The 12,709-nt window shown below is 65.3% G+C and carries 10 protein-coding genes; all 10 read right to left on the bottom strand.

All coding sequences use genetic code 11. The annotated features are described in order from the left end of the window. Nucleotides 1-2: 2 nt before the first annotated feature. Entirely contained in the window at nucleotides 3-2,381 is a 2,379-nt protein-coding gene (gene argB / locus B3H64_RS10015; RefSeq protein WP_286734804.1) for an acetylglutamate kinase, read from the bottom strand. Further along, nucleotides 2,378-2,602, bottom strand: a complete 225-nt coding sequence (locus B3H64_RS10010) for a helix-turn-helix domain-containing protein (protein ID WP_286734803.1) — start codon at nucleotides 2,600-2,602, stop codon at nucleotides 2,378-2,380. The genes argB and B3H64_RS10010 overlap by 4 nt, the downstream gene beginning before the upstream one ends. A 79-nt stretch (nucleotides 2,603-2,681) precedes the next feature. Then, on the bottom strand, nucleotides 2,682-3,392 hold the full coding sequence (locus B3H64_RS10005; RefSeq protein WP_050617370.1) for an aspartate/glutamate racemase family protein: 711 nt from the start codon (nucleotides 3,390-3,392) through the stop codon (nucleotides 2,682-2,684). Nucleotides 3,393-3,408: 16 nt separating this feature from the next. Beyond that, nucleotides 3,409-4,617: an ATP-grasp domain-containing protein gene (locus B3H64_RS10000; protein WP_238073004.1), complete on the bottom strand. Its 1,209-nt coding sequence runs from the start codon at nucleotides 4,615-4,617 to the stop codon at nucleotides 3,409-3,411. Beyond that, entirely contained in the window at nucleotides 4,617-4,808 is a 192-nt protein-coding gene (locus tag B3H64_RS09995) for a hypothetical protein (RefSeq protein ID WP_050617372.1), read from the bottom strand. Before B3H64_RS09995 ends, B3H64_RS10000 begins: the two co-directional genes overlap by 1 nt. A 72-nt stretch (nucleotides 4,809-4,880) precedes the next feature. Further along, the gene (locus B3H64_RS09990) at nucleotides 4,881-7,103 is read right to left on the bottom strand and encodes a RelA/SpoT family protein (RefSeq protein WP_238073006.1); all 2,223 of its coding nucleotides are present in this window, start codon (nucleotides 7,101-7,103) and stop codon (nucleotides 4,881-4,883) included. Between the two features lie 30 nt (nucleotides 7,104-7,133). Further along, the gene (gene recJ, locus B3H64_RS09985) at nucleotides 7,134-9,206 is read right to left on the bottom strand and encodes a single-stranded-DNA-specific exonuclease RecJ (RefSeq protein ID WP_286734796.1); all 2,073 of its coding nucleotides are present in this window, start codon (nucleotides 9,204-9,206) and stop codon (nucleotides 7,134-7,136) included. Between the two features lie 117 nt (nucleotides 9,207-9,323). Beyond that, entirely contained in the window at nucleotides 9,324-10,364 is a 1,041-nt protein-coding gene (locus B3H64_RS09980) for a M42 family metallopeptidase (protein WP_286734794.1), read from the bottom strand. A 373-nt stretch (nucleotides 10,365-10,737) separates the two neighbouring features. Then, the gene (locus B3H64_RS09975) at nucleotides 10,738-11,730 is read right to left on the bottom strand and encodes a LacI family DNA-binding transcriptional regulator (RefSeq protein WP_286734791.1); all 993 of its coding nucleotides are present in this window, start codon (nucleotides 11,728-11,730) and stop codon (nucleotides 10,738-10,740) included. A 124-nt stretch (nucleotides 11,731-11,854) separates the two neighbouring features. After that, complete coding sequence (locus B3H64_RS09970) at nucleotides 11,855-12,673, bottom strand: DNA-3-methyladenine glycosylase family protein (protein WP_238073015.1); 819 nt, start codon at nucleotides 12,671-12,673, stop codon at nucleotides 11,855-11,857. Nucleotides 12,674-12,709 lie beyond the last annotated feature (36 nt).

The following is a 12,709-nucleotide window of genomic DNA, read 5'->3' as shown; positions in this document are numbered from 1 at the left end:
ATTTAGTTCCGGCGGATGGTGGTGCCCATGGTCTGGCCGGACACGGCGTCCAGCAGCAGCACGTGGTCGATGCGGCCGTCCAGCACCACCACTTTTTCCACGCCGTTGTCCAGGGCCCGGACGCAGCTTCTCAGCTTGGGCACCATGCCCCCCTGGATGAGCCCGTCGTCCAGCAGCTCCCGGGCCTGGGCGGCGGTAAGGCGGTCGATGGCCGTCTTGGCATTGCGGGCGTCCATACGGATGCCGTCCACGTCGGTGAGGAAGACCAGCTTGTCCGCCTTCAGGGCCTCGGCCACCGCGCAGGCGGCGTCGTCGGCGTTGCAGTTATAGCCTTCCCCGTTTTGCCCCGCCGCAATCGGAGAGACGACGGGCACATACCCGCCGGCCAGCAGGGTCTGGATCAGCGCGGCGTCGGCGGCGGTGATGTCCCCCACGTGGCCCAGGGCCGGGTCCTTCTGCCGGGCGGTGAGGATACCGCCGTCCTTGCCGGACACGCCGGCGGCCTTGACGCCCAGCTTGCGCAGGGCCATGACGATCTGCTTGTTCACCTGGCCGGACAGGACCATCTCGGCCACGTCCATGGCGGCGCCGTCGGTGACCCGGTAGCCGTTTTCGAAGCGGGTCTCCACCCCCAGCCTGTCCAGCCAGCCGGTGATGCTCTTGCCGCCGCCGTGGACCAGCACCACGTGGACCCCCGCCATCTGGAGGGCCGCCACGTCCCGGAGGATGGAATCCACCGCCCCGTTGTCCCCCCAGGCGGAGCCGCCGTACTTGAGCACGATGGTCTTGCCGGCGCTCTCGGCCAGCCGGGGCAGCGTGTCCAGCAGGCCCAGCACCTTTTCCATGCCGTCCAGATGGTGGACCACGTCGTATTCGTGCAGAAATTCCCGGGTGTATTCCACGTCGGAGACGCAGTCAATATAGGCAGTGCCCCGCTTCTGGCGGGTCTCAGCTCCCTTGCCGGTGATGAGGATGACGGTGGGCTCCTCGCAGCCCATGACGGCCATACGGATGGCCTGGCCCCGGTCGGGCTCGATGGAGTAGTCGCAGCCCCCTGCCTCCACGTAGGCCGCCATCTCCCGGGAGATGTCCAGCACGTCCTCCTCGCCGGGGTCCTCCTCGGTGATGATCACCAGGTCGGCGTATTGGGCCGAAATTTCGCTCAGGTCCTTCCGCCGGTCCAGGGCCTTTTTGCCCGGACAGCCAAAGACGATGACCACCCGTTGCCCGGGGTACTCCGCCTTCACCGACTGGAACAGCTTTTCAAAGCTCAGGCGGTTGTGGGCGTAGTCCACGATGGCGGTGATGCTTTCGTTGGCGTTTTGATAGACCTCCATCCGCCCCGGCACCCGCGCCTTCATCAGTCCCACGTAGATACACCGCTCGGGGATACCCAGGCCCTCGCACACGGCGATGGCGGCCAGGGCGTTCTGCACGTTGAAGAGCCCCGGCATGGTCAGCCGGAACTCCCGGGAAAACCGGGGGGTCTTGACCCGGAAGAGAATGTCGTGGCCGGACTTGCGGACGTTGGAGCCGTAGACGGCGGCGGCGGGGTCCTTTTCCGAGAAGGTGATGAGCCGGGGGGAGCCGGCGGCGGCCTGCAGCACCCGGCCGGCCTCGTCGGAGTCCAGGTTGACCACTGCCAGGCTGGAGTGCTCGAAGATGCGCAGCTTGGAGGCGAAGTAGTCCTCAAAATCCGGGTGCTCGATGGGGGAGATGTGGTCGTAGCCGATGTTCAGGAACACGGCGGCGGAGAGCTCCACGCCCACCATCCGGTCATACTTCAGGGCCTGGGAGGAGACCTCCATGGTCAGGTAGTCCAGCCCCGCCGAGGCGGCGTTGGCCAGATGGCGCTCCAGGTCCAGGGGCTCGGGGGTGGTGAGGTGAGACTCGAAGCGTTCTACCCCGTCGTAGGTGTCGATGGAGCCGATGACCCCGCTCTCGGGCCCCTTTTTGCCCGCCTCATACTCGTCAAAAATATACTTTAGGTAATAAGAGGTGGAACTTTTCCCTTTTGTACCGGTGATACCCACCACATGGAGCTTGCCGGAGGGGTGGTCGTAGTAGAAGTCGGCCAGCAGGGCCATGGCCCGCCGCACATCGCTGACCAGCAGGCAGGGGGCGGCCCCGGCCTCCTCCCACACGTGGTCGGAGAGGTAGATGAACGCGCCCCGGGCCAGGGCGTCGGCCAGATACCGGCCTTTGAAGTGGGCCCCCTTGACGATGAACAGGGTGCCGGGGGTCACCAACTGGGAGTCGCAGGAGACCAGCGCCACCGGCCGGGACAGCAGGTCGGCGGACAGGGGCTGGGCCGAGGAGAGCAGGCCGTGTTTTTGCAGAAGCTGCCAGTAGTCGCCCAGAGGGCGGATGGGGAGGTTCATGTTGTCACCTCATTTGTAGGATGGTCCCCCCAAGGGGGACGGGGCGTTGGCCTCCGGCCGGACCCGGCGGACACGCCGAAATAATCCGCCATGGTCGCAATGGTGGGGGCGTTGGGTTCCCGTTCCTTCAGTTCATAGCGGCGGTAGGCGCTGATGGACACACCCAGCGCCTCGGCTACAACTTCCTGGCGGAGGTGTCGTTCTTTCCGCAAAATTCTCATTCTTTTTGCCAAAATCTCCATACTTGCCCCTTGACTCTCTCCCGCCTCCAGCTCTTTTTGGCCTCGCTGCGCCTGGGGCTCACACTTGCCGCAGGGGATAGCCGCAGGCCCGGATGCTCTCCTCCGCCAGCACGTCCATGGCGTCCAGATACAGCTCGGGCACCCCGTGGTAGTCCTTGTAGACGCTCAGCTCGGTGCAGGCCAGGACGGCCCCGTCGCATCCCCGATCGCGCAGGTCCCGGTCGATACGGGCAAACTTCTCCCGGCTGCCCTTTTCCCCCCGCTTAATCTCGTCATAGATGATGCTCATGGTAAGCGCCTGGGCCTCGGGGCCGGGGACCACCCCCTCCAGTCCCTGGGCGGCGCACTCGGCCTGATAGATGCCGGTGCGCACGGTGCCGTCGGTGGCCAGAAGGCCCACCCGGCGACACCCTCGCTTTTTCATGGCCGCCGCCGTCAGGCGGATCATGTTCATCAGGGGGATGGACAGCTCCCTTTGGAGCCGGTCTGCAAAATAGTGGGAGGTGTTGCAGGGGATGGCCAGCACGGTGCAGCCCTCCCGCTCCAGCAGCCGGGCATCCGCCAGCAGCCGCTGGTATACCGGCTCGGTCTGGCCGGAGAGGATGGCCTGGGTGCGGTCGGGCATTCCCGTGTCGCTCCAGATCAGGGTGGGCAGGTGCTCCTGGTCCCGACGGGCGTCGGTCTTGTCCAAAATGCGCTGGTAAAAGACCTGGGTGGCCTGCGGTCCCATGCCGCCGAGGATGCCGAGGCGAGGTTGTTGTGCAGTCATACGATTCCTTTCGCGGTCAGTTCGGTTTCTGATAATACTGCTTGAACTTGACAAAGTGGCCCAGGGCGTTCTTGGTCATGCGCAGGCGGCGGGTCGGATGCTTGTCCGGCCCGTAGAACAAAGGGTTTTTCGCCGCCCCCGCCCGGATGAGGGCCTTCATCTCCGCATGATACTTTTTGGGCGTGTAGGCATAGGCCACCTGCTGGGGCACCACCCGCCACAGGGAGCGGTTCCGGGTGACGACCAGCTCCAGGGGCTTGTGCTCCACCCGGTCCTCCACCAGGATTTTGGCCAGGTTATAGCCCGCCCCGGTGACGTAGTAGTTGCTGCGGCCCTGGCGGGTGTTGATCTCAAAGGCCTTGAACTTGCCGTCCCGCTGGTCGTACTTGATGTCGAAGTTGGAAAAGCCGGTGAAGCCCACGGCCTCTAAAAAGTCCTTGAACTTGAGGCACAGCGCCTCGTTGGGCTCGGTGAGGATGACGGCGTGGTTGCCGATGCCGTGGGGGGTGTGCTCCTCCAGCAGCACATGGCCCAGGCACATGAGCTTTACCCGGGCCTGCTCGTCGGAGTAGCAGGTGAGCACCCGCATGTAGCTGTCGTCCCCGGGGATGAACTCCTGTAAAATCATGGTATCGGGGTACCCGGCGGCGTACACCTTGTCCAGGGTGCGCTCCAGGGCCGCCCGGTCGGACAGGCAGAAGACCTTCTCGTTGCCCTCGAAGGGGTGCTCCCAGTAGGCCACGCCGTTGGCCGGCTTGCAGATGTAGGGGGGAGGAAAGGGCAGCTCGAAATCGTGGCCCATCTCCTTGTGGTAGACGAAGGTGCCGGGGTGGTCGATGCCGTACTGGTCGCAGAGGGTGTAGAATCGCTCCTTGTGGGTGAGCACGTCCATGAGGTCGATGTCGATGTAGGGGGCCGTCACATTTTGGGGGAACTCCCCCTTGTGGCGGGCGGCCAGCTTGACGTAGGAGTCCCCACAGCCGATGCACAGCACCGTCTTGTCCCGGTGCTCGTGGGCGAAGGCGGTCACCTTCTCCACGAATACGGCGTCGGACTCAATGTCCCGGCAGGGGCGGTAGTCGATGATATCACTCTGATAGCAGGGTCCCGTGGGGAACTTGCCGTAGGCGGTGGATCGGATGCCGTAGGCCTCGTGAAAGGCCCGGGCCATGCTGTAGACGTTGATGTCCCCGCCGAAGAGCAGGGGAAGGAAGGAGGTCTCCATCAGTTTTCAGCTCCCCGGAAGGAAATTTCATACCAGGCCCCGTCCCCGGCGGTGAGCGGGGTGAGGCTGGCCTGGTAGTGGGTGCGGATATAGTCGGCCTCCCGGCTGGTGAGGCGCAGCTCCCGCGTGAGGATCTCCCCGCCCTGGAAGGCGTCGGAGATTTTTTGTTCGATCTCTCTGATTATGGTCATTTCTCTCTCTCCCTAACCGGCGTTCCTGCACGCCGCTTTCGCGTCCCTGCGCGTGGATTTTCCGCGTCTTTCCTAGCCGGAGGCCCTCCGCACCTGATAGACCCCCTGGATCTGTCCCAGCTTGTTGCTGACGGCGGCCAGCTCATTCTTGTCCCGAACCTCCAGGGAGATGGACACGGTGGCATAGCCGTCGGGCAGGCTCCGGGCGGACAGGGAGGTGACCTTCACCTTGACGGTGGACAGGGCCATGGCCACATCCAGCGTCAGGCCGTTGCGGTCCTTGGCGGAGATGTCCAGGGAGGTCTGGTAGGCGGTCAGGTCGCCGTCCACCCAGGCCACCTTCACCCAGCGGCCCGCCTCCTCCGGCTTGCGGCGGGCGGGGTCGGCGTTGGGGCAGTCGGCCCGGTGGACGGACACGCCGAAGCCCCGGGTGATAAAGCCCACCACCGGATCTCCGGGCACGGGGGTACAGCACTTTGCGAACTTCACCAGACAGTTGTCCAGGCCCTCCACGATGATGCCGGACTCGGAGTGCTTGGGCGCGCTTCTGGGGGCCGACTGGGCGGAGGAAGCGGGGATCACCACCCCGTCGGCCAGCTTCTCGGCGGTGGCGGCGGCGCTTTTTTCCCGGCTGATGCGGAGCATCTCCTCCCGCACCCGGTTGACCGCCTTCAGGGCGGTCATGCCGCCGTAGCCGATGACGGCGTACAGCTCGTCCAGGGTGCCGTAGCGCACCTTTTTCAGCACGCCGGGCAGCACTTCCTCGGCGGTGATAGCCGCCAGCGTGTAGCCCGCGCGCTTGAGCTCGGATTCGAACATAGACCGGCCGGTGGCGATGTTCTCCTCCCGGCGCTCCTTTTTGAACCACTGCTTGATCTTGTTTTTGGCCTCGTTGCTCTTGGCGATCTTCATCCAGTCCCGGCTGGGGCCGTGGGCGGCTTTGGAGGTGATGACCTCCACGATGTCGCCGGACTGGAGCTGGTAGTCAAAGGTGACGATGCGGCCGTTGACCTTGCACCCCGTCATGGAGTTGCCCACGGCGGAGTGGATGGAGTAGGCAAAGTCGATGGGGGTGGCTCCGGCGGGCAGGTTGACCACGTCCCCCCGGGGAGTAAACACGAATACCTCGTCGGCGAACAGGTCCACCTTCAGGTTGCGTACATAGTCCTCGGCGTCAGTGTCCTGCTGGTTCTCCAGCAGCTTGCGCACCCACTCGAAGTTCTCCTCAGTGCCCAGCTTGGCGTTGGCCATGCCCTGCTTGTACTTCCAGTGGGCGGCCACGCCGTATTCCGCCGTGTGGTGCATCTCCCAGGTGCGGATCTGCACCTCGAAGGGGATGCCCTCCCGGCCGATGACCGTGGTGTGCAGGGACTGGTACATGTTGGGCTTGGGGGTGCCAATATAGTCCTTGAACCGGCCCAGCACCGGCTTGAACAGGTCGTGGATGCAGCCCAGAACGTTGTAGCATTCGGGGATGTCGTCCACGATGACCCGGAAGGCGTACAGGTCGAAGATCTCGTCCATGGTCTTGTTCTGGGCGAACATCTTGCGGTAGATGGAGTAGATGTGCTTCACCCGGCCGTAGACGGTGGCCTGGATACCCTCCTCGGCCAGTCGTTCCTGGATGCGCTTCTGGATGGAGGCCATGAACTCCTCGTGGGCGGAGGAGCGGCGGAGCAGCTCGTCGGCGATCTCCTGGTAGCCCACCGGGTCCAGGTACTGGAGGGAAAGGTCCTCCAGCTCCCACTTGATTTTCTGCATGCCCAGGCGGTGAGCGATGGGGGCGTAGATCTCCATGGTCTCCAGGGCCTTCTCCCGCTGCTTGCGGGGGGTCTGGTAGTTCATGGTGCGCATGTTGTGCAGCCGGTCGCAGATCTTGATGAGGATCACCCGGATGTCCTTGGCCATGGCCATGAGCATCTTGCGTAGGTTCTCCATCTGCTCTTCTTCCTTGGAGGTGTAGGTCACCCGGGTCAGCTTGGTGACCCCCTCCACCAGGTCGGCCACATCGTGGCCGAAGAGCTTGGCAATCTCCTCGTGGGTGGCGCCGGTGTCCTCAATGCAGTCGTGAAGCATGGCGGCGATGATGGAGTCGGTGTCCAGCTCCAGCTCGGCCACGATCTCCGCCACCGCCAGGGGGTGGGTGACGAAGGGGGACCCGTCCTTGCGCAGTTGCCCGTTGTGGGCGTCGTCGGCGTACTGGAAGGCCGCAAACAGCCGCTTGGTATCCGCGTTGGGGTTGTATTGTCTGATCTTGTGCTCCAGCGCATGGTAGCGCTCTAAAATCGGGTCCATTCCATCACCTTCTTTCCATGTCGCGGAGGGCTATGCCTCCTCCGCCAGCCGCCGCAGATGCCGCAGCAGCTTGGAGGCCTCCAGGTCCACCTTCCCGCTGACCTCCTGCACCGAGATGCGCAGGTGGTCGGTGGACTGCTCCACCTGGATGAGGCCGTGCTCGTCCAGCACCTCCAGGCAGACCATGGTGCGCATGACGGTCTCCTTGATGCCATAAGTCCGGGCCACGCTGCGGGCCAGCCGACGGGCGGTGTCCTCCACCCGGCCCAGCCGGGCGTGGCCGCTGAGGTACCGCCAGACCGCCACAAACTCGGTGCGGCTGGGGATGAGGGCGGCGGCCTCTTGGGCGGTGAGGCTCTCCCCCCGGCGCAGCCGCTCATACAGGGCCTGCTCGGCCTCCATGCGGGTGGGGGCGGGGCGCAGGTCGCACACCAGAAGCTGCACCGTCCGCGCCCCCCGGAACTCGTTGATCTGGGGGGTAAAGGCCACGTCCACCCGGTCCCCGGCGGCCACGCCCGCGGCGGCGGCGGTGCTGGAGAAGAAGATGGCGTCCAGGGTCCGGCCGCCGCGGGAGAGCTTCAGCTTCAGATGCCGGCCGCCCCCCACGTCGGCGCAGGCGGACACGGTGCAGCCCGACAGGCAGAACACCGGCTTGGGGTTGCCCGCGCCGTAAGGCTCGAGAGCGTCCAGCCCCAGCACCTCCTCCACGGTGAGCAGATCCGGGTCGGGCAGCTCGGCGTCCACGTCCAGCACGCTCACCAGCTCGGCCCCGCCGCTCCACGCCTCCACGCAGCGCTCCATCCGCTCCCGGAAGGCGTCGATGTGCTCAGCCAGGATGGTAAAGCCGGCGGCCAGCGCGTGGCCGCCGAAGCCCTCCAGCAGCTCGGCGCAGCTCTCCAGCGCCTTAAACAGGTTGAAGCCCCCGAAGCTCCGGCAGGAGCCCTTGCCCCGGCCGTCCTGGAGGCAGATCATAAAGGTGGGGCAGGAGAAGCGCTCGGCCAGGCGGGAGGCCACGATGCCCACCACCCCCTGGTGCCAGCCCTCTCCGGCCAGGACGATGCAGCGGCGGGGTCCGGTGCCCTCCCGCTCCAGACGGGCCAGGCACTCGGCAAAGATCTCCCCCTCGATGTTCTGTCGCTCCCGGTTGAGCTCGCACAGCTCGTGGGAGAGCTCCTCGGCCCGGCCGGGGTTCTCGGTGAGCAGCAGCTCGGCGGCCAAGGGCGCCCGGCCCATGCGCCCGGCGGCGTTGATGCGCGGGGCCAGGGTAAAGCCGATGCGGTCGGCGGCCAGGGGCTTTCCCTCGGCCCCTGCCTCCCGGATCAGGGCCTTCATGCCGGGCCGCTGGGTGCGGGACAGCACGTCCAGGCCCCGGCGGACCAGGGCCCGGTTCTCGCCGGTGAGGCACATGACGTCGGCCACCGTGCCCACGGCGGCCAGGTCGGCGTAGCGCTCCAGCACCGCCGGGCGCTCCGCCGGGGGCGTGAGGGCCAGCGCCACCTTTAGGGCCACCCCCACTCCGGCCAAGGCCTTGAAAGGGTAAGGGCAGTCCGGCCGGTGGGGGTCCACCACCGCCACGGCGGCGGGGAGCCGCTCCTTGCACTCGTGGTGGTCGGTGACGATCACATCCACCCCCAGGCTGGCGGCGTAGTCCGTCTCCTCCACGGCGGTGATGCCGCAGTCCACGGTGACAATCAGGGTGACGCCGGCGGCGTGGAGGGCGTCCACCGCCTCCCGGTTGAGGCCGTAGCCCTCCTCCAGGCGGTCGGGGATATAGGGGACCACCCGGCCGCCCCGGCTGCGCAGATAGCGGGTCAGCAGGCAGGTGGAGGTGATGCCGTCCACATCGTAATCGCCGTATACCGCTATGTATTCATTTCCAGCCAGCGCCCGTTCGATGCGTGCGGCCGCCTTGTCCATGTCGCGGAGCAGGAAGGGGTCGGGCAGGGGAAGGCCGTCCACCGCCAAAAAGGCCCGGGCCTTCTCCGGGGTATCCACCCCTCTGGCACACAGGACCAGGGCGGCCAGAACCGGCAGTCCCGCCTCCGCCATGGCCATCACCTCAGGCCGGGCGGGGGCGGTAAAATTCCACTTTTTATATTTCATGGTCTACCCTCAAGATTCTTGAAAATCACCCTTTATTATATCAAATCCACCCCATGGTTACAAGCATGGATTGGTATGACCTCCCGGCGGGAGTTGCCGGGAGGCCGCGGGGGTATTTCAGGCGCACTCCAGATACAGTGCGATGAGCTTGATGGTCTCCCGCATGCCGTCGAAGTGGGTCCGCTCCATGCCGTGGGAGGCGTGGACGCCAGGCCCGATGAGGGCGGCCTTCATGTCGCCGCCCGCCTTCCAGGCCACCGCTACGTCGGAGGAGTAGTGCGGGTAGACGTCCACGGCGTAATCCACGCCGTTTTTCTTGGCCAGCTCCACCAGGCGGCACACCATCTCGTAGTCGTAGGGCCCGGCGGAGTCCTTGGCGCAGATGGACACCTGGTACTCGGTGCAGGTCAGATCGCTGCCCACGCAGCCCATGTCCACCGCCAGCAGCTCGTCCAGTCCGGCCGGGATGGTGGCCCCGCCGTGGCCCACCTCCTCGTAGACGGTGAAGTGGATCTCGGCGTCGTACCGGGGCCGGGTCCCGGCGTCCTTCATCAGCTTCAAGAGGGTCAGCAGGCAGGCCGCCGAGCCCTTATCGTCGATGAACCGGGATTTAAGGAAGCCGCTGGGGGTGACGGTGGTCTTGGGGTCCAAGCAGACGTAGTCCCCCACCTCGATGCCCAGGGCGGCCACATCGGCGGCGGAGCGCACCTTCTCGTCGATGCGCACCGCCATGTTCTGCTCGTCCCGTGGCCGGGTGAGCGCGTCGTCAAAGACGTGGGCGGCGGGGGAAAGGGAGAGGATGGTGCCGGTGTAGACCCGGCCGTCCCGGGTGTAGATCCTGCAGTATTCTCCGTCCAGCGTGGGGAGGATGGGGCCGCCGATCTTGGTGATCATCAGCTCCCCCTGGTCGGTGACCGCCCGGCACATGAGCCCCAGGGTGTCCACATGGGCGCACAGGCCCAGCTTTTTGGTGTGCTCCCGGCCGGGCACGTCGATGATCAGCCCGCCCTTGTTGGTGCGGCGGGCGGCGTAGCCCAGATCCGCGGCGATCTTTTCCGCCGCCGCCACGGCGTTGGCGGTGAAACCGCTGGGGCTGTCGGTGGTGAGCAAGGTCCGGGCCGTATCCATCAAAAATTCCTTGCAGCATTCAATCTCCATAGGGGAAAGCTCCTTTTTCATCTTGATGTTATTCCCGTATATCATACCCGTTTTACAGGAGAAAGGCAATGGTCCGCGGTCTCTTCCCCACAAAAAAGACCGGGCGTACCGCCCGGTCCCAGACTGTAGACAAACCCTCCTGGAGAAGAGTCTCGCAGAGTTCCGTCGTCCGCAGACGCCGGAAGGAAAGGAAGCTCCGTCATTTCCGGCGACATGCGCGTCGGAAATGACACCTCTCATGACGGACGGGGCGACTTTTCTGCAAGAATCGAGCCCTGTCCGTCATGCATCCCTCTGTCGAAAAAGGCCAAAGGCCTTTTTCGACACGCTGAGACCGGGCGTACCGCCCGGTCCTCCGCCGCTCTTGTGCTTTTCAGACGCTGCCCCGCAGGACCAGCTCCGTCTCCACCATCTCCGAGGCCGGACGCTTCCCCTCCAGCAGATCGATCAGCTTCTGGGCCCCCCGCTGGCCGCAGTAGGCCTTGTGCTGCTCCACCGTGGTGAGGCCGGGGCTGGTAAAGGCCGCCGTCTCGGAGTTGCCGAAGCCGATGACAGCCAGGTCCTCCGGCACCCGCAGTCCCATATCCAGGGCGCAGTTCAGCGCCGCGATGGCGGCCAGGTCGTTGACCGCCAGTATGGCGTCGGGCTGGAACAGCTTCAGGATATAGCCCGCCGCCCGGTAGCTCTCCTCATAGCGGTAGAAGCCCGGCTGCACCTGGCCGGGCTCCATCTCCAGGCCGTGGCCGGCCAGGCACCTGCGGTATCCCCGCTCCTTGACCGCCGTCTCCTCCAGTCCGGGAACGCCCGTGACCATGGCGACCCTTCTCCGGCCCCGCTGCAGGCAGTATTCCGCCGCCCGGTAGGTTCCCCCGGCAAAGTCGGTGAGCACCCGCAGGTATTGGGGCTGGTCGTAAAAACGGTTGATGAACACGGTGGGAGTTTTTCGGATGGCCCCCTCCGCCACCCACTGCTCATAGCGGTCCCCCGGCCGGGCGCTGCCGATGGCCAGAATGCCGTCCACCTGCCGCTCCTGGAGCTGCTGAAAGCAGGTCAGTTCCCGGTCCTTGTCGTTTTCCGAGGCCGTCTGGATGTAGGCGTAGCCGTAGTCGCTGAGGACGCGGTACACCCCCGACACAATCTCGGCAAAGACCGGATTGGCGCTGTTGGGTACAATGATGCCCACAGTGCCCGTCCGCCGCAGCTTGAGCGCCCGGGCCACCGAGTTGGGCCGGTAATCCAGTGCCCGGATGGCCTCCTTGATCCGATCCTCCGTCTCTTTCCGCACGGTGAGCTTGCCGGAAAGATAGCGGGACACGGTGGAAACATTGACGCCCGCCAGGGCACTGACGTCTTTGAGACTGGACATGCGCTCCTCGCCCCTTTCCGATGTTGTCCCGAAAACGCGGACCACATTTCCGATATTTTATGGTATCACCTCCGTTTTTCGTTGTCAAGTTTACCTTAAGTTCCCGCTTAAATCCGCATCTCTTTTATCTACTTTTCACAGCCAGATCGTAATAGAACAGATACTGCTGGAGGATGCCACCATACCCTTTGTACCGCTCCAGGTCAAACCCGGCGGGGTAGTGGGCCTCCAGCACCCGGCGGATGTGGGTGTCCACCGGGAAGGCGTCCACCTGGTGCAGACCGAACAGACAGACGCACTGGGCCACCTTTTTCCCCACGCCGTAAAGCCCGGTGAGCCGCTCCATGGCCTCCTCCGATCCGGCGGCCCGCAGCCGCCGGGCCCAGTCCTCATAGCCGGCCGCCTCCACCTCCGCCGTCAGGCGGACCAGGTACCGGGCCCGGTAGCCCAGCCCCAGGGCGGCAAAATCGGACTCCGAGGCCCCGGCCAGGGCGGCGGGGGAGGGGAAGCTCCAGTAGGTCCGGCTCCCCGCCCGCCGCTCCTCTCCCCAGCGGCGGCACAGACCTTGCACGCTCCGGGTAATGCGGCCGATGTTGTTGTTCTGGGAGATCAGGAAGCTCACCAGCACCTCCCACAGATCCTGACGCAGCACCCGGATGCCCCGGCCGTACCGGGCCGCGGCCCGGAGGTAGCCGTCCGCCGGGTCAATGGCGGCCTGGATGGCCTCATAATCGGTGCTCAAATCAAAATAGTCGGCCCAGAGGGCCTCAAATTCCGTCTCCCCGCAGGAAAAAACCAGCCGTTCCCCCCGCTGCTCAGCCTCCACATAGCTGCCCCGGGCCGGGATACCGTAGTGTCCCTCCCCCAGCCGCTGCCAGGTGAAGCACTGGCCGGAGGCGGCGATCTGATCCAGGTCCAGGCAGGAGATGTGCCGTTCCACCATGCCGCAGTCCTCCCTTGTATTATAAAGTAGTAGTTA

It is taken from the genome of Intestinimonas sp. UBA1698, from assembly GCF_002320075.1.
In the GTDB taxonomy this organism is placed as follows: domain Bacteria; phylum Bacillota; class Clostridia; order Oscillospirales; family Oscillospiraceae; genus Intestinimonas; species Intestinimonas massiliensis.
This window is presented reverse-complemented; position numbering and strand designations above follow the sequence as displayed.

Bases quoted from the DNA above. Each gene is read 5' to 3' on its own strand.
- B3H64_RS09990 (WP_238073006.1), bottom strand. From the start codon at position 7,103: ATGGACCCGATTTTAGAGCGCTACCATGCGCTGGAGCACAAGATCAGA.
- B3H64_RS09980 (WP_286734794.1), bottom strand. From the start codon at position 10,364: ATGGAGATTGAATGCTGCAAGGAATTTTTGATGGATACGGCCCGGACC.
- B3H64_RS10000 (WP_238073004.1), bottom strand. From the start codon at position 4,617: ATGGAGACCTCCTTCCTTCCCCTGCTCTTCGGCGGGGACATCAACGTC.
- B3H64_RS09995 (WP_050617372.1), bottom strand. From the start codon at position 4,808: ATGACCATAATCAGAGAGATCGAACAAAAAATCTCCGACGCCTTCCAG.
- B3H64_RS10005 (WP_050617370.1), bottom strand. From the start codon at position 3,392: ATGACTGCACAACAACCTCGCCTCGGCATCCTCGGCGGCATGGGACCG.
- B3H64_RS10010 (WP_286734803.1), bottom strand. From the start codon at position 2,602: ATGAGAATTTTGCGGAAAGAACGACACCTCCGCCAGGAAGTTGTAGCC.
- B3H64_RS09970 (WP_238073015.1), bottom strand. From the start codon at position 12,673: ATGGTGGAACGGCACATCTCCTGCCTGGACCTGGATCAGATCGCCGCC.
- argB (WP_286734804.1), bottom strand. From the start codon at position 2,381: ATGAACCTCCCCATCCGCCCTCTGGGCGACTACTGGCAGCTTCTGCAA.
- B3H64_RS09975 (WP_286734791.1), bottom strand. From the start codon at position 11,730: ATGTCCAGTCTCAAAGACGTCAGTGCCCTGGCGGGCGTCAATGTTTCC.
- recJ (WP_286734796.1), bottom strand. From the start codon at position 9,206: ATGAAATATAAAAAGTGGAATTTTACCGCCCCCGCCCGGCCTGAGGTG.